The organism is Halobacteriovorax sp. GFR8 (genome assembly GCF_050955245.1).
GTDB lineage: Bacteria > Bdellovibrionota > Bacteriovoracia > Bacteriovoracales > Bacteriovoracaceae > Halobacteriovorax_A.
The window spans coordinates 162999-185589 of the sequence record NZ_JBPBLR010000003.1; the positions used below are offsets into that span (position 1 = coordinate 162999).

General features: G+C 34.6%; 22 protein-coding genes and 3 tRNA genes. 3 read left to right on the top strand and 22 right to left on the bottom strand.

Going from position 1 to position 22591, the window contains the following annotated elements:
• Positions 1–24: 24 nt before the first annotated feature.
• The 9 genes from ACRXC1_RS15525 to ACRXC1_RS15565 form a co-directional block, all read right to left on the bottom strand.
• Positions 25–1293: a hypothetical protein gene (locus ACRXC1_RS15525; protein ID WP_392910923.1), complete on the bottom strand. Its 1269-nt coding sequence runs from the start codon at positions 1291–1293 to the stop codon at positions 25–27.
• A 45-nt stretch (positions 1294–1338) separates the two neighbouring features.
• Positions 1339–1821 (bottom strand): nucleoside deaminase, encoded by a 483-nt coding sequence (locus ACRXC1_RS15530; protein ID WP_433660154.1) that lies wholly within the window; start codon positions 1819–1821, stop codon positions 1339–1341.
• On the bottom strand, positions 1818–2546 hold the full coding sequence (locus tag ACRXC1_RS15535; RefSeq protein WP_433660156.1) for a PilZ domain-containing protein: 729 nt from the start codon (positions 2544–2546) through the stop codon (positions 1818–1820). The genes ACRXC1_RS15530 and ACRXC1_RS15535 overlap by 4 nt, the downstream gene beginning before the upstream one ends.
• A 23-nt stretch (positions 2547–2569) precedes the next feature.
• A complete protein-coding gene (locus ACRXC1_RS15540; RefSeq protein ID WP_433660158.1) occupies positions 2570–4033 on the bottom strand; it encodes a hypothetical protein in 1464 nt (487 codons plus the stop codon).
• 4 nt (positions 4034–4037) lie between these two features.
• Positions 4038–4643, bottom strand: coding sequence for a CsgG/HfaB family protein (locus ACRXC1_RS15545; protein WP_392910914.1), 606 nt, complete (start codon positions 4641–4643; stop codon positions 4038–4040).
• Positions 4644–4653: 10 nt separating this feature from the next.
• Positions 4654–5499, bottom strand: coding sequence for a hypothetical protein (locus ACRXC1_RS15550; RefSeq protein ID WP_433660160.1), 846 nt, complete (start codon positions 5497–5499; stop codon positions 4654–4656).
• Positions 5489–6067, bottom strand: coding sequence for a hypothetical protein (locus tag ACRXC1_RS15555; protein ID WP_433660162.1), 579 nt, complete (start codon positions 6065–6067; stop codon positions 5489–5491). Before ACRXC1_RS15555 ends, ACRXC1_RS15550 begins: the two co-directional genes overlap by 11 nt.
• An 81-nt stretch (positions 6068–6148) precedes the next feature.
• On the bottom strand, positions 6149–6904 hold the full coding sequence (locus ACRXC1_RS15560; RefSeq protein ID WP_433660164.1) for a tRNA threonylcarbamoyladenosine dehydratase: 756 nt from the start codon (positions 6902–6904) through the stop codon (positions 6149–6151).
• A 30-nt stretch (positions 6905–6934) separates the two neighbouring features.
• Positions 6935–7011 (bottom strand) — tRNA-Arg (locus tag ACRXC1_RS15565).
• A 134-nt stretch (positions 7012–7145) separates the two neighbouring features.
• Between ACRXC1_RS15565 and ACRXC1_RS15570 the strand changes: the two genes are divergently transcribed.
• The 3 genes from ACRXC1_RS15570 to ACRXC1_RS15580 all read left to right on the top strand — a co-directional run bounded on the left by ACRXC1_RS15570 (position 7146) and on the right by ACRXC1_RS15580 (position 10938).
• Entirely contained in the window at positions 7146–8021 is an 876-nt protein-coding gene (locus tag ACRXC1_RS15570; protein WP_433660166.1) for a phospholipase A, read from the top strand.
• Positions 8021–9304 carry a MipA/OmpV family protein gene (locus tag ACRXC1_RS15575; protein WP_433660168.1) on the top strand — a complete coding sequence of 428 codons (1284 nt, stop codon included), beginning with the start codon at positions 8021–8023 and terminating at the stop codon, positions 9302–9304. Before ACRXC1_RS15570 ends, ACRXC1_RS15575 begins: the two co-directional genes overlap by 1 nt.
• A gap of 137 nt (positions 9305–9441) precedes the next feature.
• On the top strand, positions 9442–10938 hold the full coding sequence (locus ACRXC1_RS15580) for a bacteriohemerythrin (RefSeq protein WP_433660170.1): 1497 nt from the start codon (positions 9442–9444) through the stop codon (positions 10936–10938).
• Positions 10939–10944: 6 nt separating this feature from the next.
• On the opposite strand, the gene ACRXC1_RS15585 is transcribed toward ACRXC1_RS15580, so the two are convergent.
• From ACRXC1_RS15585 to ACRXC1_RS15645, 13 genes are all read right to left on the bottom strand, one after another.
• Entirely contained in the window at positions 10945–11925 is a 981-nt protein-coding gene (locus tag ACRXC1_RS15585; protein ID WP_433660172.1) for an alpha/beta fold hydrolase, read from the bottom strand.
• 99 nt (positions 11926–12024) lie between these two features.
• Positions 12025–12588, bottom strand: a complete 564-nt coding sequence (locus ACRXC1_RS15590) for an outer membrane beta-barrel protein (RefSeq protein WP_392910899.1) — start codon at positions 12586–12588, stop codon at positions 12025–12027.
• A gap of 121 nt (positions 12589–12709) precedes the next feature.
• A tRNA-Ser gene (locus ACRXC1_RS15595) sits at positions 12710–12797 on the bottom strand.
• A gap of 14 nt (positions 12798–12811) precedes the next feature.
• Positions 12812–12897: transfer RNA gene (locus ACRXC1_RS15600), tRNA-Ser, on the bottom strand.
• A gap of 59 nt (positions 12898–12956) precedes the next feature.
• Positions 12957–16127, bottom strand: coding sequence for a hypothetical protein (locus ACRXC1_RS15605; protein ID WP_433660174.1), 3171 nt, complete (start codon positions 16125–16127; stop codon positions 12957–12959).
• Between the two features lie 37 nt (positions 16128–16164).
• Positions 16165–17148, bottom strand: coding sequence for a hypothetical protein (locus tag ACRXC1_RS15610; RefSeq protein ID WP_433660176.1), 984 nt, complete (start codon positions 17146–17148; stop codon positions 16165–16167).
• Entirely contained in the window at positions 17138–17977 is an 840-nt protein-coding gene (locus tag ACRXC1_RS15615) for a hypothetical protein (RefSeq protein WP_433660178.1), read from the bottom strand. The genes ACRXC1_RS15610 and ACRXC1_RS15615 overlap by 11 nt, the downstream gene beginning before the upstream one ends.
• Positions 17974–19260 (bottom strand): hypothetical protein, encoded by a 1287-nt coding sequence (locus ACRXC1_RS15620; protein ID WP_433660180.1) that lies wholly within the window; start codon positions 19258–19260, stop codon positions 17974–17976. The genes ACRXC1_RS15615 and ACRXC1_RS15620 overlap by 4 nt, the downstream gene beginning before the upstream one ends.
• Entirely contained in the window at positions 19257–19517 is a 261-nt protein-coding gene (locus ACRXC1_RS15625) for a hypothetical protein (protein ID WP_433660182.1), read from the bottom strand. Before ACRXC1_RS15625 ends, ACRXC1_RS15620 begins: the two co-directional genes overlap by 4 nt.
• Positions 19510–19956, bottom strand: coding sequence for a hypothetical protein (locus ACRXC1_RS15630; RefSeq protein ID WP_433660184.1), 447 nt, complete (start codon positions 19954–19956; stop codon positions 19510–19512). Before ACRXC1_RS15630 ends, ACRXC1_RS15625 begins: the two co-directional genes overlap by 8 nt.
• A complete protein-coding gene (locus ACRXC1_RS15635) occupies positions 19946–20770 on the bottom strand; it encodes a hypothetical protein (protein WP_433660186.1) in 825 nt (274 codons plus the stop codon). The genes ACRXC1_RS15630 and ACRXC1_RS15635 overlap by 11 nt, the downstream gene beginning before the upstream one ends.
• A 26-nt stretch (positions 20771–20796) precedes the next feature.
• Positions 20797–21096, bottom strand: coding sequence for a hypothetical protein (locus tag ACRXC1_RS15640; protein WP_392910885.1), 300 nt, complete (start codon positions 21094–21096; stop codon positions 20797–20799).
• Between the two features lies 1 nt (position 21097).
• The gene (locus ACRXC1_RS15645) at positions 21098–22573 is read right to left on the bottom strand and encodes an NADH-quinone oxidoreductase subunit N (protein WP_433660188.1); all 1476 of its coding nucleotides are present in this window, start codon (positions 22571–22573) and stop codon (positions 21098–21100) included.
• Positions 22574–22591: the final 18 nt, after the last annotated feature.

Here is a 22591-nt window from a genome sequence, read left to right on the forward strand (position 1 = left end):
ATCTTAGCATGATGTCAATGAAAGCTAGTATTTAATGATAATCGTCTCACCTTTCAGACTCACTGAGTCAGAGTTGATGAACTTCATCACAAATTTTAAAACGAATTTTGTTGCCGTCATACCTGCAACTCGTGCTCGGTTAACTTTAATTCTCACTTCACGCTGCTCCGGCTGAACATCAAGCTTCCCAGCGGCCTTAAATTTGAAAGTGAATAGAGATTTTAACTTGGCCGTCATATTAAAGTGACCATCAGCAACAGTAATTTTTAGATCACGAATACGATTCTTATCTGACTCTTTCTTATCCTCACTAATCTTTTGAATACTAAAATCAGATCTTCTAAGACATCCTTCATAAATTGAAACAGCATCCACTTCTTTATCAGTTGAATTTATTTTTACGCAACGGGCCTCGATCTTAGTGAAAGTAAACTCACCTTTTTTAGTTTGCGCCTCAAGTTGATTAGCAATTAGGCCAAGGTGCTGCTTTTCAAAATAAACTTGTCCGTCAAAAACATTAAATGGCATTCCCTCTCTAAGTAACTTAATCTCTTTTCCTGCAATTCGAGACTCTTCTAAACAACCTGCAAAAATTAGATCAAGATTAAAAGCACTTAAATTAGGGTCTTTATAACAATCAATATTAATATTTTTAAAGTTAATAGAACTATTGAGAAGGTTACCTGAAGCGCTCTGAGCATCGATGATTATTGAATCTTCTTTAAAGGCAACTTCCTTTCCACGAATATTTACATTAGATTGAGTCGCACCACTTTGTTTAATTTCTACGATTGCGAATTCTTTGCCCTCAAGTGGCTTAATGTGCATATCCTTCAAACAAATCTCATCTAAGTTAAATGTAAACTCATCACTTTGACATTTAATATCAACATCTTTGATATCAAAAAGAAATTGTTCTGCGCCAATACTTAGTTGTGGCCCATTTGCAAAAAAGCCAGTCTCCGCAAATTCGATTTTAGCTTCTTTCGCATAAATCATATTAAGTAGATCAATTTCAGTGAACTGCGGAAGATGAGTCGTAAGATTCAAATTATCTTTTTGAAAATTAATACGATTATTAAATAAGAAAGTGTTAACAAGAAAAAGCTCACCATTCTCAGTTAAATCAAACTCTACAGCATCGTATTTTATATACACATCTCTTGCGTGTGCAACGCCACCAAGAAATTCACTTCCTAGCTCTCTATTTAAGTTGATGGAATCAACTTCAAAAAACATAGAGTTGGCGATACAAGATAATGCGAATGTTGCCGTAAAGATAAATTTAAACATATATTCATGTTCGATAAATATCGTCAGAATGTAAACAGTAGAGATTTAACTTTGACGTTTTCGATAAGTTTTTCGACGCAATTTAAAGAAATCTGATAATACTTTCGAGCATTTAAAGTGCTCTACACCACCAATGATAGAAAATTTATGATTGAAGCGCTTATCTTTTTGAAAACTGTAACCTAGTGATACTGACCCGGCCTTCTGATCATAGGCACCAAAGACTACATTTTTAAAACGTGCCTGCAAAATTGCATATAAGCACATCGGACAAGGCTCAAGCGTAATATAGATTGTGCAATTAAGAAGTCGCCAATCCCCAAGTTTTTCACTGGCCTCTCTTATGGCGAGAATTTCCGCATGGGCCGTCGTATCTTTTTGATGTTCTTTTAAATTATGAGTACGAGCTATCACGTTATCATTTTCATCAACAATGATTGCTCCCACAGGAACCTCTCCTGCCTTGAAAGCAAGTTCCGCTTCTTTAAGCGCCAAGTTCATATTCCAAATGTGTGATTTAATGCTCATGATTTAAATTTTTTATCTTTTTTGGCCTTACGCTCAAAATTCCAATACTTTTCTAATTCGCCATAGCGACGACGAGAAGTTTCATCAGTGTTATGAAACCTTACTCCATATGTAAAAGGTCGTCCTATCGAATGTTGTCTTTTAGATACCACTTCAACGCTCAGGCGTCCATCAATGCTTGCCGTTAGCGGCTCAATTTCTAGCTTTTGACCAATCTTCAAATCATCGAACAGAGTAAGGCCGCCGGCTTTACGACGAAGATCAACCAGTCTTCCCTCCACACCATCAAGACCTTCTGAGTAAACACATGTCTTTAAATCATTACGGTACCTAAAATCATATTCCCACCAACTTATGACAGGATAGAAAACAGGTGTGTATAAAGAAAAACAAAGTAACCCAAGAAGCATTAGAGACATTGTGTAGAGAAAAAATAATGAGAAGTCATTATAGTAATACAAAGACCTCAAAATATAAAAAATGATAAAGAGTGCAACAACGACACTTAATGTCCAAAAAGAATAGTGAACATTTTTTTGCATTCGATAATAGAGTCGATAAAGGATAACGGAAAATATGATTCCAAAGAGTGCGATAAAGTTAAATTGAAATTTAAAGAACTCATAACCCTTGGCCAAGAAGAACAAGAACATATGTAGAGAGAACAATGCCTGAACTTTATTGAAGTCACTCTTAATTGATAGTTTACTAATACTGATTAACATTATTCTATTTTATCAAAATAGGATCATTTGATAATCAGTGGCACTATTTGCTTAGCCCCTTCTTCACGAGTAAATTTATATTTTTTATCATCTATTGTTAACTCATACTCACCAGGTTTAAGGTTAACTGGATAAAGATGGATATGGTCATAAATACCATACCAAGATCGTAGGTCAGCTAATTCTGACTCTTGTATGGCACGATTTCCAGCAGCGTAAGCAGCACTTGCAGAGAGATAAGCAATCAAGCTACCACTATTATAAAGACTACGGTAAGTCTGATAGGCAGAAGTTAAAAGAGCAATATGCTTTGCCGCAAGCCTTGCACCTACTTTTGCTTCTAAAAGGGCCACATCATTTTTTAAAGAACTACTCAAGACTTCAGAAGTATTAGTCATAAGTACCGAGCCACCGCTTTCGACCTCCTCCCCTTTAGCATTTTTGATTGTGACCTTTTTGGGAGTCGATACTGTAGATGAATCAATCTTAGGTAGTTCAAAATAAATCTTTGGTTCAGTCCCTCTGGTAAGAGCAAGCATATTTAAAGAGAAAGTTACAAAGTCATCCATTCCTTCATCATTTGAAATATAAACTCCCACAGGAAGCCCTAATGGAAAGTCGTATACTTTGGCCGTTTTCTTGATGACATGGCCATTTAAAATAATGAGATAAGTATTAAATGATTTTCTATTATTAAAGAAATCGTATGTGTGCTTATAAGTCTCTGTTTCCGTTATATACTTTGAAAGCTCAGTCTGACTCATTAAATGTAGCTTCTTATAATCTTCTTGATATTTCTTATGTGATGAATTGTAGCTAGGATACAATCCCATTTGCTGAATAAGATCTCTCTTTCCTATTTTCTTGAAATTATTAACAATCGAGCGGTCTTTGGCCCTACCATAAGTATCATGAACAACAACTCCCATCAGATCAATAAAGGTTGATCCCTTATAGATTGCACGTCCTCTATTTTGGGCCTTAAAGTTTTCGATATAGGCACTCCAATCTCTCAGAGTTGAAACCATGGCCTGTTGATGAAATCTCTTTTGCTTATCTGAAGTAACTTCTTTACTCTTCATATAATGAGCTAGAATTTCATAAAATCGAATATTGGCCTGTTCGAATTGATTTGGGTAATAGATGTCAGTGGCCTCTCCAATAAAAAGAGATTCTACTTTGTTTGAGATACTAATTTTGTATAATTCGTTTGCAATCTCTTTAGCATTGTTAAGATACAAAAGAGCATTGTCATAATCTTTTAAATTAAAATAAGCAATACCAAGCTCAGCTTGTTTTAGAAATCGATCTTCCTCTCGCTTATAGACTTCACCTTTGTTAATTTTTTCAACAACACTTTTGTAATCGTTACTTTTATATAAAGATGAAATGAGGTCACCTTCATCCCTTACTTTCCTTGCTGCACATGAGACAAGAATAATAAGGAATGAAAGAGTTATAATCTTTTTAAAATTAGTAATATTCAACTAATTACCAACCTACTTTTGATTTTTCTGAATACTTATTAACACGTGTTCTAGTTCTCATAACTTCGACACCTCTAGAAATGTCAGTCATACGAATATTCATCGTGTATTCTTTTAATGTTTTCCCACTTCTTGAACGTGGTTGCATTCTTACATTACCAAAGATCATAATATCTGCACCTGCAGCATTTCCAATTTTCTTAGCTTCAGCAGGACTAACCATTCCATCATTTTGATATTGAATCTCTTTTAACAGGGCCTCACGAGCAGAAGCATCAATTAAGATATATTCTCCTGATTCACTTAACTGAGTTAAGAATTCATCAGAAATATCATCTGACGGGAAATATGGTTCGGCCGTTTGATTACTAAATTCAGCAACAAATACTTTAGGACGTCTTCCCAACTTGAGTAGGTAATTTTTAAATCCTTTATGTTGTTTCATTTTTTGAATCACTGTTTCAACTGAATTTTCAGTATCACGTGTAACCCATGCATCAGTAATCTCTAATGACTTCTCATCTGATGTGTCTCCCGAAACACGCTCAGCTTGAAATCCCCCACATGAAACTAATGTAAAAAGCAGTGTAAGAGCTAAAATCTTTTTCATATATCCTCCATTAAATTTTTAAATCAACAAAAATATCAGGTAAGTCGTCCATCAACTCACTAACAACTTCTTCAATAATGGCCTTTTCAGAACGACCTGTTTGTGTATATCTTTTTGTAATATTCAATTTCTTCTTATTGAAGTTAATCTCCAATGTCTTTTTTACAAAACCATCAACATTTAAAAACTCGTCAATTAAAGCAATTGCAATATTTAAGCGTTCATCACTCTTTCCTGAAAATACATTATTCTTATTAAGCTCACTTATTAACAGCTTATCAACGACCTCAAACTTCGGTTGTGAATAAACGTGTAATGTAATTTCTTTTTTAGGACGTACTTCATACTTTTTAACTTTAGACTTATAACTATCTGCTAAAGTCATCATATATAGCTCTAACTTTTTAATCACGCTATTATTGGCCCTAATTTTAGAAAGAACTAAATTATAGCCAGACTTATATAAGTCTTCGTTTTCTTTTTTTAATTCAGAAATATCACTTTTTAATTTAGTTATGAACTTTTTAGTATTTAATCCCATTAAGACACAATAGTATGATTCCTCATCAACAAATGACTCAATCATTTCAACGCCAAATAAATTCTCAGAAACTTCTTCACTGACAAAATCAGAATACTCGCCTTCATCTAATTTACCATTCGAGCTTTCAATCGATATAAATTTTGCTTTTACTTTAACCTGAAAGTTTTTAGCAATCTCGACTCTTGCATCTTCTGTTGCCTCTTTTTCACTAAGGCCACATGTTTTTGCACATAAGAAATCCTTAGGACATGATTTTATTTGTCCAAATGAATAAAGACTAAAAAGTGAAATCAGTAGGATCTTAATCTTCAAATTTTTGTCTCAGCTCTTCTTTGTGTGAATCTTTAGCAACAGCAATGGCTTTTTCTTGTGCATAACGAATAGCTCTTTGTAGAGTATCTTCTTTAATACCTACTAATGAAAAACAAGTATAGTATGGATCACCAATAAGCTTTTCATCTTTCATTTTTTGTCTCTTTTCCCAGTACTGTTCTTTTACACGAACTCCAGAAACTTTCGTTCTAATTGACTGAGTTAGAGTTTCAGAAAATGTTTTAATTTCCTGTGAGTCTTCATCAAGGTTTGTTACTTCTGTATAATCATTTGCAATCTCTTGCGAGATCTCAGAAGCGATTACCGCTGTTGATCTGGCCGTAGCTGACTTTACACAAAGTCTTCTATTTCTATTTTCAGATTGAGATAAGAAGTAGTGATAGTCTTTATCACCTTTATAGTTATCAGCGCTTTCTAACCAATCAGGTTCAATTTTATTTGAAGCATTTAAGATTTTATAATCAATTTCAAATTCCCTCGCCTTCTTTCCAGAGGCACAAGAAATCAACGCAATTGATATTAAAAAAAATGAGAAAAACTTTGTCATGATATCTCCTAAAAAATATTCTTAGCGGACTTTTCCAAGTCAACTAATTTTACTTTACGCTGAGATATAATCAATGAAAAATTATTTTAATAATTCCTTAACAGCGACATGGCTCAGTAAGAAGCCTACTGTTCCAGTCATGTATGTGGCCGTACCTAACCCACCATCACAATCTAACTTAAGTGCCTTTGACGTATTATCAATATCACACTTTTTAATCTTCTTAGATGGCTCTGGAGAATAGACACATTGAACCTTGGCCTTTGAACGGCCAAGAGGATAAAGGTGCTTCTTTTTAAGTTCTTGTCTCACTTTTCGATAAAGCATATCCTGCTTTGTCTTAGATAGTTCCGCAACAGTAATCATTGTAGGGTCAACTTTCCCACCAATTGCCCCAGAACTTACAATTTTAACTTCACGCTTATAGCATTCATTAATTAAGATCGCCTTCTCACGAGGCGCATCAATAGTATCAATAATTATAGAAGGCTTCTCAGCAAAGATCTTATCCATATTCTTTTCATTAAAAAAACAATAATGGCAGACAACTTCACAGTCAGGATTAATCATCGCGATCCTCTCCTTCAGAGCATCGGCCTTCATCTTTCCATAATTTCCATCGTGAGCATGTAGTTGACGATTTGTATTTGATACACAAATATCATCGAGATCAACTAAAGTGATTTTATTAACACCCAAACGTGCAATCGATTCAACACACCAGGTCCCAACACCACCAAGGCCAATAATCATAAAATGTGAGTCTTTAATTATAGAAAAAGCCTCGGCTCCAAGTAGGGCCGCTATTCCATTAAATCTTTGTTCGTGATTTGACATAGGCTTGTAAAAATAGGTGCTTAAGAAACATGGCGCACTCGGCAGGAGTCGAACCTGCGACCTTCTGATCCGTAGTCAGACACTCTATCCAGCTGAGCTACGAGTGCGCATGTAGGAGTTATTTATAGCCCCTAACTGCTCATATTGTCAATGCGTTCTTGCATTCAAGGAAATATTTGTCAGAGGGCCCTAAAAAATTGGACAATAGGCTCAATTTATTAATTATTTAACAGCTTAATTCATGAACAAATTTATACTTATATTACTGACTTTTCCCCTACTAGCGCTTGCAAGCGAAAGTAGTGAGCTACAAAAATCCCTCGATCAAAGAATCAAAGAAGACAATCACTCAAATAGTACTTCCTCTTTAGTTACTGCACATAGACCAAATTACATCTTACCAATAACCTATATGCACGACCCGAATGAAGTGCCCTACCCTGTAGATGATGAACTTAAGAATATCGAAACAAAATTTCAACTTAGTTTCAAGTTCACATTGTTGTCACATATCTTTGGATCAAAGACTGATTTGAATTTTGCCTATACTCAAAAGTCATTATGGCAGCTTTACAATAAGAAAAACTCGGCAGCATTTAGAGATACTAATTATGAGCCAGAGTTATTTGTTTCTTTTGAGCCATTCAAAGAAGACTGGCGTATTTTTAAAAATTATTACCACTTCGGCTTCGTTCATCAATCCAATGGTAAAGACTTACCACTATCTCGAAGCTGGAATAGAATCTTTGCAACAACGTTCTTTGAATGGCAAAAGACACTATTCATGCTCAAGGTTTGGTATCGTATAAATGAAGAAGCTAAGGATGGACCGACTGATTATACTGGTGATGACAATCCCGACATTACTGACTATCTTGGCTACTTTGAATTAACAGGTATCCATAAAATCAACGGCCATACCCTTTCTTGGATGCTAAGAAATAATTTGAAGAAAGATAATAAGGGTGCTCTCGAAGTTAACTGGTCTTTTCCTTTGCCGGAAACACGTTTAAAAGGTTATCTTCAAGCCTTCACCGGCTATGGTGAAACGATGATTGATTACGATTACAATATGACTCGAGTAGGACTCGGTGTCGCATTTACAGATTGGTTATAATGAAAAAATTATTAGCGACAATTTTACTCTCTACACTTACTTTTGCCAGTAATTACAAGCCAGAATATTGGGGTATTGGATTTGGTTATCGTAATGCAGACATCCCATTTAAAGTAGCAGATAAGAAAGTTTCTGATATTATCCCTCTCTTCTTTTATAAGCGTGGAGATTTTCAACTCGATGGCCTATCAGCGCACTTCACTTTTTATCGACCTATTAAAAAGTTAAATATCAACCTTATGTCAAAGTATCGATTCTTTGATACTCCAAAAGATACGCAAAACACAGTTCGTGGAGCCGGCTTCGACTATGGTTTTGAAGCACAATATGTTCACTCAAAGATGTGGAGAACAAGGGCGCAGCTCCTCGCAGACCATTCAACAAGAAGCTATTTCAATTTAAAGACTGAAGCTGACCTTGTGTGGAAGAAAGTCTTCTTTCGTCCATATGCCTATGCAACAATTAGAACTGCAGAGTTTAATAATAAGTATTATGGTTTAGATGTATCAAATCCTGGTCCAGGCTATGAAGTTGGTGCCGGAGTTAAGGCCGCCATAAGAGTACATAAAGACTTTAATATCCTCACTCATGTAAAAGTAAGTGCTCTTGATAATGAAACTGCCGACGCTCCTACCATTCGTAACCAAGTAAACACGGAAACATTTTTAGGTATCGGATTTATGGATCCACACCTAATCCATATGAATGGACACGAGATTACAAAGCGTTCAAAACTTAAGTCAAAAACTTTTATTAGAGCGGCTTATGCTATGGCCACTCCATCAAACCTAAGTGATATCCTCTCTTTTCATACAGCAACTGATAAGTACAAAAATGACTTGGTTTCCTTTGCTTATGGTATTCCAATGGCCGATCAATTCCTAGGGGCCGACATTCCAGTCTATCTTCTGCCTCAATATGTTGGACATCTTAAAAGTGACGTACAGGAAAGAAGTAATGAATTCGTCCTAGCTGTTAAGATCTTCATTCCATTTCACTGGCCGACGAAGTTGAGACTTGGCCTTGCTGAAGGTATTTCTTATGCCGATCAAATCACTTACATCGAAGAGTTTGATATTTCAGGAAAGGGTTATCGTAGTAGTAAGTTCATGAATTATTTAGACTTTTCTATCGATTTTAGCTTAGAAAAAGCGGGACTAGAGCACACTTGGCTTGGGCTTATGATTCATCACCGTTCAGCAATTTTTGAATCGTCTTCAATGTTTGGAAGAATCAAAGGTGGAAGCAATTATATTGGCGCATATATCCAACAAGATCTATAGAACCTGCGAAGCTTTAAATGAAAATAATTGAAAATCTCAATGATTTCAATAATCTCTATAGTGGAAAAATCTGCTTTTCTGATCTTTGTCATGAAAATTTCGCTCTAGAAACATGATATTCATCCGATAATGAGTGCATGAAAAATTTAAGCTATATATTCACTCCATTATTTTTATCGACCACTATCACAGGACTTAGCGTATTCTACAGTCAAATAAACCTTATCGAAGGTCTATCTTTCTTTAGTGCACTAATTCCTTTTACATTCTTTGCCGTTAAGGAACGAAGAAAGCATCGAATGAGTCTTCAATCTTTTGTACAAAAGCTAGATTATCTTCAACGAAATATTGTTGGAACAAACGCTCAATTTTTTGAATCTTGTGAACAACTTGATGAAAGTACGGAAGAACAGGCAAGTGCTGTTATTCAAACAAGTGCTACAAGTGATGAAATTAGTGCCATGATTACTAAGACGACAGGATCGATTGATTCATTCGAAGCAAATATTAAAGAGATCAATGGACTAATTAGTAGAAGTGACCACTCATTAGCAAAGCTAGAAAAGAATATTCAATCGAGCTTAACAACAAGTCGTGATATCACTGAATCACTAAGTGATATTGTTGTTAACCTTAATGGTTTCTTATCTACATTTACCGATGTTGAATCTAAAGCAATGCTTATTAATGATATTGTTTTCCAAACGAAACTACTTTCTTTCAATGCTTCAGTTGAGGCTGCACGTGCAGGTGAGCATGGGAAGGGATTTTCAGTTGTAGCTGAAGAAATTGGAAAACTAGCATCAACGAGTGGAGAGAGTGCTGAGGCCATCAATGCGACCCTTCACGAAGCACAATTAAAACTAAATTCTCTTATTTCTAATATTCAAGAAAATAGTAAGAGTCTAAATGAAAGACTTGATCAAACTGCTGATTCTTGTGACAGCACTCTACAAGAGTTTAGACATAGCTTTAATCAGACAAATGATGAAACAGTTAAGATGAACGAGCAAATTCAAGAAGTAACAATTGCGGCAAAAGAGCAAGAGAATGGTGTTATCGAATTACGTGATGCAATTCATGCCATTAATAACTCAACTCAAAGAAGTGCACTCGTTGTATCTCAAACGCTTAACTTAGCAAATACAATTAGCCAGTACCTTGGTGAGCTTTCTGGATCGATTAATCATACAAAAGAATCACAGAATATTAGAATCAATGAAAATATTGAGCTGATTCCTTGGGAAGACAAGTACAACATTGGTATTTCTAAAGTAGATAGTGAACACCAAGAACTTCTACGTAAGATCAATGGACTTATTAACTCAATGAACACTGGAAAGGGAATGAAAGAGGCTTTCCAAACACTAAAAGAATATACTGTTTTCCACTTTGATGAAGAAGAAGAGTACATGCAAAGTATCAACTACCCTTCTTATGAGTCACATAAGAGAGTTCACGAGAAGCTTTTATCTGCAGTTGCACGCTTTGAACAACAACTACATAACGGAACTCTTGAAAAAGATAAATTAGCAAGTTTCTTAAAGAACTGGTTATTTACGCATATTATGGGAATTGACACTAAGTATGCAGCTCATGCAAAGAAGCAGCGAACAACTAAGTTCGCTGCCTAAATAGAGTTAAAACTCGGGATAGAATACTTTTGCAAATCTTGAGTAATTTTCAAATTGAGGCATATGCCCTAAACCATCTAATTCAATTAGCTTAAGTTTAGGGTTTTCCTTTTTTAAGTCCTTACCTAAATTCTGATATTGACCTAACTTCCTCTTGATACCTTTTCTCTTCCAACCTCGTCCAGGACCAGTTCGATCACGAGTCCCTAAGATTAAAACCGTTTTTGCCTTAATCTTTGGAAATTTAACAACAATATTATCATTAAAAATTGGGCCATAAGTTAAGGCCGCATTCCATGCAACATCATCATAATCAGGGCCATTTAACCACCCTTTAAAAGGAGTCAGAAGTTCTTCATATGGTTCGGCCCAGGCACCATCATAGTAATTCTTCTTTTGATAATTTCTAGCACCATCTACTGTTTTATTCTTTTCAATATTATAAAAGAATTCAGGATCTTTATATTCTGCATAATCAAGATATGCTTCTAGGCCAATAGGGTTTACAAGAATTACTTTCTTAATATCTCGATACATTGAGCCCATATTTACAGCAAGCATTCCTCCCATAGAATGCCCGACAAGAGTATATTTTTTAATACCAATAGACTTTAGAAGATCATGTGTATTCTTTGCTAGTTGAGGAAAGCTATAACTATAGTTCTTAGGTTTAGAACTTTTTCCAAAGCCAATTTGATCAGGGATGATAACTCGATAGCCTTTTTTTACCAGATCATTTGCTACTCGCTCCCAGTAGAATCCTGCAAAGTTTTTACCGTGAAGAAGAACGGCCACCTTATGTTTTGATTTACCAATATCCATATAGCGCATTTTTAACTTCTGTCTTTGAGAAGAAAGCTCATATGTTTTTACAGGAAAGGGATATTTAAATTGTGATAATTCAGCATCAAAGCTTAGTTTATTTTCAGTGCTGGTTGCACAAGAAACGAGAAGTAGCGCTAGAATTAGCGTCGAGATAATTTTCATTTTACATCCTTTGTTAGCATGTAAAATTCTAAAAACGACTAGCGTGGTTGTAAAGCCAACTAACAAAGAGTTAACAAATCAAATGTTTAAGTCGGATACTTAGATACGAATTCCAAAGCCTAATGATGACTGATATTCATGTTCATCATCAGTGAAGATAACGTTCATTCCTGCATTTAGCGTAAATACATTCATAAGATTAATTGCAAGACCTGTTCCTGCATATGGATTAACGTATGTGGCAGGCTCAACAGTTGTTGTCACTCCTGCTTCAGTTCTTTCATACTTACTATCACGTGCGTGTGCTCCGGCCCTTAAATACCAATTTAGAGCTCGCCCAACATTGAATGAACTTCTAAGCCCAAGCATATAATTAGTTGAATTATCACTGATATCAACACCTGTATCAAATGACTCATCTTCTTTTGCCTGTGTCACCTCTGCTTCAAGTGATAAGTACTTTGGGCCATAGTTTGCTCTTAGGCCGTAAAAGAGACGACTAGACGTATGAGGAGTTGGAAGAATCTTTTGTACACGCTCATACCCTACTACAGGCTCAATTTCCAAATTACCGCTCTTAAAGCCACCAAAGCTTCGTCCTTGAGCAAAAGTTGAAAGAGAGATAATAATTGTAAGTGCAGCTAGTAGTAGTTGAGTTTTCATAAAACTATTATCGCACGTCTATAGGGGCAATGTATCTGAGAGGTAAATTTGGCCTAAGGTAAAATTTAGGTACAAAAAAAGACCGCTTTTGCGATCTGACATTTAATTGGGAATTTTAAAATGGCGGAGAAGGCGAGATTTGAACTCGCGGTACCCGGAGGTACGACACCTTAGCAAGGTGCTGGATTCGGCCACTCTCCCACTTCTCCACTAAGAAAAAAAGTGGCGGAGGACACAGGATTCGAACCTGCGGAGCTCGCGCTCAACGGTTTTCAAAACCGCCGCTTTCGACCACTCAGCCAATCCTCCGCAAAATACAAATATTTTGCATTCGTGAGATATATTATTAAGATTCTTACACACATTTGTCAACGCTTTAATGCATTTATTAATGCAAGAATATTTTGACGGTCACGAGCAGCTGGGCTGAGCGTCAAATATCTTTGAAATTTATCAATAGCAAGGTTAGGTTGACCAAGCTCTTTATACAGAAATCCCATCATCTTGTTTAAGTCCGGATCGTTCGGATTAAGCCTGTTAGCGCGTTGAAAGAACTGTAGAGATGGTACGAACTCTCTTGTTTGAAATGTTAATTTCCCCATTGAGAAAATAGCATCAAAATAGTTTTTATTAATCTGTATTGCCTTAGATAAATTCTTTTTGGCCTCTTGGACTTTTTTGCCTATTAAATAAATTTCACCTAGCATATAGTAACCAAATTCTGAATTTGGATGCTTTTCAATTTCAACAAGTGCGGCTTTTTCGGCATCTCTGAATTTTCTTTGGCTAAAAAGAATCTTAGAACGATAATAATTAATCCTAGGGTAAGTAGGTAATCTCTTTTCTAAGATGTCTATATGCTGGTTAGCAAGGCCGTAGTTATTCATGTGAATATAAGTGATAATTAGCTTCTCTCTCACCAGAAGGTTTCCTGGCTCGTATACAAGGAGTTTTATCGCGTTCTCTACTAACTCTTTATAATTTCTTTCAATCTCAGATACTTCAACTAAGTAAGAGTATAGAGCTCCGTCTTTTTTATTCAGGCGATCCAGAACCTCTTTCATCTCGCGATAAGCTTCGTAGTTCTGATCACGATAGTAAAAGACTGCAATTTGGCCATATAGCTTAGGATTGTCTCTGTGCTCTAAGAGCTCTTGACGAAGGTAACCAATAGCAGTTGTAACACCATCAGTTTCGTAAAGGACCTTACTGTTTAAGATTTTATAATCAATATTAGATGGATTCAGTCCCATCGCCTCATTAAGAAAAATCTTTGTTTGCTTAAATTTTTTATTTTTGAAGGCGATCTTGGCCATTTCAAATTGTGCAATATCACTAAGAGGATTTACTCTTGCTGCGGCCTTAAATTTATCAAAGGCCATCTTATCATTTGCAATTAAATTATAATAAAGTCCTAAGAGCATATGAAATTCAAAAGTCTCTCTAAATTTCTCACTTGTCGATAAGGCCGATAGTAAACGTTTGGCCTCATCTTTTTTGTAAGACATAATATTTGCTTTAATAAGCGCATAATTAATTCGAGGATTAACCGGATGCAGTGCTCTTAGTTTAGTTAGTGTTGTTATCGCAAAATCAAAATACCCTCTTTTGACTTGTAGCTCTGCTAAGTAAAGTTTTGCATCAATACTCGTCTCATCTAATGAAACTGCTCTTAAGGCCAATTCAAATGCCCTATCCCAGTTTAAAAGAGCAACTTCGTCTTTTGATTGTCTTATTAGTACTTTAATTTTACTTGTTGAAATAACTTTTTGAGTAAGATCACTTCCTGCTACATCTAAAGTTGCAAGCGTATCTCTAAGAGATTCATCATCATATATCTTAAGTGATTGTTGGAATAACTTTGTGGCACCTTGAATGTCCTTATTATAGGCCTTAACAAAACCCATGAACTTCAAACCTTGAGCAAAGTTATATGGTGATCCACCACCATATTTTGCAATTAAGATCGAGGCTATCTTATTTAGCTCCCCCATTTTCTCTAACTCTAAGAGGAGGTCTCCATATATAATCAAGAATCGGTAATCACTTTGAAACTTTGCCTTATTCTCAGTAATAAGCTTAAGGGCTTCAGTACTATTTTCATTTAGAAGTAAGTAGTTAACCATTGCATCAATAGATTCAACTGTTCTTAATTTTGCATTAAATAACTTGTCGTAAACAATCTTGGCCTTATCAAGCTCACCTGCTTTTAAAAGATAGTTTAAGTAAATTGAAAACATCTTAATTGAAGGCTTATTCGATTTTAAATAATTATATCTCTCGATTGTAAAAATCGCAGTCTCATACTTTTGAAAGTAGGCATAGAATTGGGCGGCACCGATAACGACATCAATATCAGAGAGAAGTTTCGACTCTTCAATTCTGATAAGTTTTGAGAGAACTTGTCCGGCTGCAAATTTATTTTGAGTATCAATTAGTAAATCACTATAGGCATGAATTAATTTGCTAATTGCAGGATTTCCTGAAAACTTATATCGAAGTGACAGATTAAATTTATTGGCCGCACTAATACGATTTACAAAACCTTCTTGTTTAAATAAGGCCATACCTTCTTTATAGGCCAATTGTGCTTTTTGTGGCTGAGCTACTTCAGTTGCTACAGGAAATGAAATTTTTGGAACAACAACTGTTTCAATTTCTTTTTTCTCTTCTGGCAATAAAAAGATAATTGTTACTACAAGAAATAGTACAACAGCTAAGTTTCTTTTCTTATTACTAGAAACGGCTTTCTTTTCGACCTTCTTTTGAACAACTTTTTTCTTAGGTTTCTTTTTAAGTCTGCGCTCTTCCTGCATAATCTGAAGTTCGATATCACTATAATCTTCAGTCTTTGTTGGAAGCTCTTCTTTCTTCAGTTCTGCTAGATTAAACATCTGAGTTGCAGCATCGGCGTCAACGATTTCTTCAGGCTCCGGTTCTGGCGCTTTATCTTTGCCCTCCCCTTCTTCATCACCTTCAGACTCTTCATCATCGCTATCGAGATCAAATTCTTCTCTAAAGTTATTTACAACGACAGTTTTAGCAACATCCTCGTCTTCTTCTTGATCAGTATTTTGCTTTTTAAAATTAGAAACATTAACAAGAACTGTTTTATCAATTGGAGGAGGCCCTACATCCTCAACCTCATCCTTTACTTCGTCTTCTAATTCCTTTTTGGCCTTAAACTTCTCTTCAATCTCTTGATAATCAATGTCTATTTCTCTGTCCTTAGAGAACTTGAATTCATTAAAGGCAGTCTTATCTTCACCAATTAAAGTGTGATGTTTTTGCTCACTATCAGTTTGAGCGTACTTTACTTCTTTTTCTGTTTTTTCTTTAACTTGTGTTGGCTCCTCTATTTTAGAAAAGAGCTCACTTAGTTCTGGAATTGCATTTACAGGGGCCCAATCCCCAGTTGGAAACTTTTGAAATAGACACGAGTCATCGATTGCATCTTTATGACCCAACTCGATTAATTCTGAAAATACAAAGGGGCCCAAAACCTTATTCGATTTGGTTTTGACACGAAACTTTATCATGTCTTCATTATCCTAAGTATTTGAATTTAAATCAAATCTAGGCTGTGCGTGGATTATTTTTCACAATACCAAATATATTCTGTCTGTATGCAAGTGAAATAATCAAGAATATCGTCGAAAGTAATTGTAAATTCGTTAAATAATCCATGTGTAAATAAACGATATGTCCTATTAAGAATAAGTAGGCCACATGTACAATCCCCATTAGTTTAGAAACAAGTGGAGAATAATCTACTTTAATAGCAAATATTAATAAATAGATGACTAAGAATAACTGATAAAAACTATCAATACCGAATGTTGGAAGGTAGATAACTGCACTAGTCAAACAAATCGACATTAATTGAATGGCCTGATATCGAGTATCGACTTTTATAAACGAGAATATCACCTGTACACATAAGAATAGAAGGTAGAAATAAGGACTTAACTCTATATTCAAACTAATAAATCTTTCTAAGACAGATAAGCAGAATATATATTGTAGGATTGAAAGATACGGGCGCTTCTTTTCCTTAGGCATCAATAATGCTGTCGTTACAACAATTAAAATTTCATAAAAGAAGTTCCCTAACTCAACACCCTGGAATTCTTTAACAAAGAAGTAAACTACTGCAATAACTATCCATGCGAGGATATAAAATAGGCTATGCTCACTCTTTTTATCAGTATCAAAAAAACAAAGCGCACCAAGAAGTAGCACAATATCCGTAACACCAGTAAAGTTCCATATATTAAAAAGTGAAAACCATAACAGTGTAAAACCTTTGAATAAAGACCTTAAGTCACCCTTACTATTAAAAAAGAAAAAAGAAAAAGTTACTGCTGTTACAGCAAAATAACTTCTCTCTGTTGAAGAGAAGACAAAATCTTTAAATAGATAATAAAACACACCTAAGAAAATTACTGAAAGAATAGATGTACGTTGTTTTTCATTTATCCCTGAATACTTCTCTAAGATAGAGTTTAGAAAATATGTCACAGGGTAGAATAGTAATAGTGAATAAAAGCTAGCTTGCATGGTTTAACTCCATACTCTTGTTGCAGAAGTCGACAAACACTGTAAGCAGAACCATCAAAGGTATCAGCTTTGCTAGACCCGAAACAAATGAAATCGATAAAATTATCGTCAGCATTGAGATATTAGCTGTCATAATAAATTGCATACGATTTTGAGATCCTTTAATGAACTCAGATAATCCAAGTAAACTAAGTCCCGTAAGTAAAAGTGGCAATGTATGCACTTGAGTTAATAGCAATAGAGAAAGAGCAAGAATATTAATCGAGCTAGTAACTCTTGATCTAAAATGAAGTCCTATTAAAAGAAGTACAATAAAAGGAACAATAATAATTGCAGAACTTGAAACATAATCAGCGTAATTGATAAGTGTTAAATACTTTAAGATCATAAGAGAAAGTAAGACACTATCTTCTTTAGAAAAGAAAATGAACAATAAAGACGACACTACTAATGAATAGAATAGATAGTAGAATTGATCTTTAAAAATTAATAGTCCAATTAAATTTACAAATAAGTAAGCTAGAAATTTAAAATTATGTAATTTTGCGATCGAAAGAAGTGACATCGTAGCAAGTACAAAAGTTGCTAGATTTGTAGCACCGAAGATTACAAAAGCAAGAGGGGCCATTAATGACAAGCTTAGTGAATCAGACTTTCTTAAAAGATATAATGTAAATAAAGCACCAACGGCCGCTAAGAAATCGAATTCTATTCCTAGGGTTAGTCCTGAGAACCCTGTTGGATACATGATGCCACTAGATACAAAGCACAAAATAGCTGAAATAAGTATAGAAGCTATAAGTATAAGATGCTCTTTATTAAAACTCATTTCATTACCACCTGGATAATTAGTACGAGAAAATACGAGGCCATAAGAATCATACTTAATGTTCGTACACTACGATAAGATAGAGCAAATACACCAATATGTGATCGTCTCAAACTTAATTGAGAATTTACTTTATCTTTGGACGCGAAAATTTCATCAAGGAATGCAAATCGTTTCATATTACCTAAGTTAACTTTAGTCCCTATCATTGTTGTAAGTTCAGGAAGCTTGAGAGCAAGGCCAAAAACTAAAAGGTTTAAAGTAACATAAGAGCCAATTGCATAGTAAATAGGCCCTCGGCTTATATCACCAATAAAACCTTGGAAATAAATTAGCCCAAAAGAAATCAAGCTGAACGTAATTAAACTATAGAGAAATTCAAACCATTGAAGATTATGGAGATTTTTTTGAGTTGATTCAGTATTTAATAGAAATACTATCATTGCTACAAAGAACGTTAAGACAAGAATAGCTGTATTTTCAATTGTAAAGGCCAATGTAAATAGGCCTAGTAACCAAACCTGCTCAAATAACTCATATGAAAAGTACTTATGTAGTACTTGTATCTCTTGCACTAAGATATTCTTTGTTGCGATCAAAGACTTCCCTACATAGTAGAAAACAAGAATCGACATTAATAACGTTTCTAAATTCAATAAGACAGCAATAATTGAAGTTAGTAGAAAAACCGCCTTAAAGATACTGTCCTTACTAATTACAGCTAAGAAAAACAGTATTGATAGAGAGATAAGAAATACGTTAAGAGTCGGTGAAATATGTTGGATATTTGATAATAACAAAAACGACATAATAACACCGTCAGTAATAGCGAAGTCATCATCATTTGAATGTAAAAAGCTTAAAAATAGATACGTGGAAAATAGGTATTTAAAAGAAGCAGACTTATCAACAAGTGTAAGAAAGCAAATAATAGCTATTTTTAAAATTGCTAAAGATCGAAACTTAAAATCAATCCTTGAGAAATTAAATAAACTACATGTACTAAAACCTATGATCTTTAGATTTATATCGATAGGTAAAAGTAAGATACCAAATGGTAAAACTTCATAAACCTTACGTTTAGTTTGATCGATAACTAAGTAAGAAAAAACAAAAGGGATAATAGTATTGAAGAAATCAAATTCAACACCAGCAAAGTAATAAATAAAATTTAAAACTATTGGGAAAATACTAATAAAGGCCTTAGCGTAAATATTTATACGACTACTGAAATGTAGGCCAATTAATACAAGGATGAATAATGAAATATTAATATAAATCATTTTAAACCCTGCCTTACTTTAAACTCTTTGAATACAGCATTAGTGATAAGAAAAATAGGAGCGGAATAGATAAAAATCATAACTCCATCACCTAAGCTAATAGACTCTTGTACCCTTAGATCAATTAGTAGCAGAAAAATAGCTATAATAGTGAAAAGGGAGAAAAGCTTCTTTGTAAATCTCTTAGTAAAAAGATAAACACCTATATTGATAACGAACAGAGTTGATAATAATGTAAATGGATCGATACTATGCATTCTTATCTCCATCCAAATTAACAATTGATAAAAATGCTATAAATACTAGCAATACACTAAACTTTAATAATATTGTCCAATCAACATGTGTATCTACATTAAAGTTGTTAATTGAACCAATTAGTCCACCACTACTTTTAAGGTGATAAATATTGACTGAAAATACACCTAGTACAATTGTCGTAAATAAGAAGTAAGGCAGATATTCAAAACGCTTGAACCTAACCTCAGAAGTTGGAAAACAATATTCCACCACGCTTAAAATAAGAATAAGTAGTGATAAGAAAATAAATAAGAAATACATCAGTACAGTTGATGATACACCGAGAAAATTTAAGAGAAGCATCGTTAATGATACCGGGTATAGGATCATCGTGTATCTCTTCTTAGAGAAAGCGGCCAATAAGAAGAATATAATAATTAAGATATTAAAATACATTGAATACCTTTGTGATACATAAAATCATAATAATGACTAAGCTAAAGACGGCCCTACTACGAGCACTACTAAGTATAGTTGAATAGTCTTTGAGTGGTTGAAACTTTAAGTAAGTGTTACTCAAAATAATTAAAATTGTTTGAAAAAATAAAACAAAAAGAGTTATGACAAAATAATATAGAGCTACGGATTCAAACTTACTTTTAAATAGTATTGACCAGTCAGTATTAGTAAAAGTTAAATTGATAAAGAATAGAGCGATAAAGCTCTGATATAAAAGTCTTACATAAGAACACTGAATACTTATATATTTCTTATCTGAATAAATAGATCCCGCTTTAATGACTTCAATCTCAGTCGTGTAAAAAAGAACTAAAATCGGAAAACCAAAAAGTAATTTAATTAAGAAGGCATTCGACTGAATCAACGAGTGAATAATAAAAAGAGTACTCAAGATAATAAGTTGGCAGATAATAATTTGAGTCTTCTCAATAATCTCCGAGCGAATAAGTGAGAGTCTAAATCTAAATATCCCAACAAATACTGTAGCAGCAACTACTAGAGCATAAAATGGTAAGATATATCTAATCTCATTTGTGAGTAAGAAAAATGCAGATAGTGTCTGTCCAAAGATGGCCAAGAACAAAATAACGATAAAAGAGTTAAAACTTAAAGCATCAACACTTTCAACACTGTGTGAAGCTGCTAAATATTTCTTCAAGCTCAAAGTTGGTAAGATTTCTTTTGAGTTAAGAAGAGAACCCATTAATTGAATAACGATTAGCCAAAGCGGCAAAGCAATAATTAGTTCCAAGAACTATCCTCTTTAATTTTAGATAATTACAAAATAAGTAGTATTAAAATTGTAGCAAGACCAATCAATATTGAATACGCTTCTTTGAAAAAATCTAGAGTTTGAGCACCAAGAATCACAACTGTAATCATGGCAATAACCTGAAAAACAATAAGAAGCTTAAATGTCGTCTTAAATGAAGTTAAGTTTGATTTGGCCAAGTGAGACTCACGATTAAGTTTCTTGAAAGGAGCCTGGGCCATTTTGGGTTTGAAAAACAAGGGGTAGCCTAAGACTACCCCAAGAATAATAAAGAAAATTAAAGATGTTAGTAGTACTAATTCCATACTACTTAATTAGGAGCAAGGCTCCGTTAGCAAGAGCGATAAGCTTTTGCCAGAAAATACCAAGAAGTACAACTGGAAGCGTATAAGCACCAATTACTAGTTGGTTGATGAATCCGAAACCACCGATTTGCTCATCAGACTCAGCATCTTTAAGAATCATTACACGAACAACTTTCATGTAGTAATAAAGAGAGATTACAGAGTTAAGAGCAGTAATAACCGCTAGTACATAGAATTTCTTATCAATAATTGCAGCAAGAATGTTGAACTTAGCAACGAATCCCGATAATGGAGGAAGACCTGCTAATGAGAACATTGTAATCGTCATAGCAATTGCCATAACTGGATGCTTTTTAATAAGACCAGAGAAACGATCGATATGATCATTACCGTAGTGATCTTGAATAAATGAAGCAACATAGAATGCTACAAGAGTCATAAATAAGTAAGTTACAGAATAGAACAGAATTGCAGTCCAACCTGATTTACCAAGTACAATCGCACCAAGCATCATGACACCAGCGTGTGAAATTGAAGAGAAAGCAAGCATTCTCTTAATTGAGCGCTGTCCAATAGCCGATACGTTACCAACAGTCATTGTAAGAGCAGCTACGATACTTAGAAGAACTAGCCAAGAGTCCTTAAGAACACCAACATCTCCACCAAAGAATACCTGAGTTAGGCGAGCAAATGCTACAATCCCTGCAAACTTAGGTACTAGAGAGAAGAAAGCTGTAACTGGCAGAGGTGAACCTTCATAAACATCTGGTGACCACATGTGGAAAGGAACACAAGAAATCTTATAACCAATCCCTACAAAGAAAAGTAGGAATGAAGGAATAAGAATTGCTGTTTGCTCAGTTGATAGAGTTGATAGCATTGGCATAAGTTCAGAGAAGTTAATTGTCCCTAGAACACCAAAGATATGACTCATACCAAATAACATCATACCAGCTGTTACACCACCGTATAGAACATACTTAAGACCTGCTTCAGTTGAACGTTCATCGTTCTTCTTAAGCGCGGCCATTGCATATGAAAGTAGTGAAAGTGTTTCGATCCCTAAATAGAATAGAAGCATATTGTTTGCAGAAGCTAGAAGCATCCCACCAACTAAAACACCCATTGCTAGAATTGTGTATTCAGCTTTTGTTCCTTCATAAAGATCCTTAGAGATCTTAGAAAGATAAATAACACCAGCTGTACTTAGGATCATTACGATCTTTGCAAAACCTGAGAAGTGATCAATAACTAAAGACTTAGTAAAGATATGTGTCGGCTCAATACCAAGACCTTTAACCTGGTAGATAAGCGCACATAGTAGTCCAAGCATTGAACCCCAGTAAAACATGTTTTTTGAGCTACCTTTTTCATCATTTCCGTAAGTAGACTCGATGAGGATTAAGGCACCCATCGTGAAGCATACTAAAAGCTCCGGAATATAATGTGAGATACTCGCTAAATAATTTAAAGCCATCACTTCACCTATTGACTA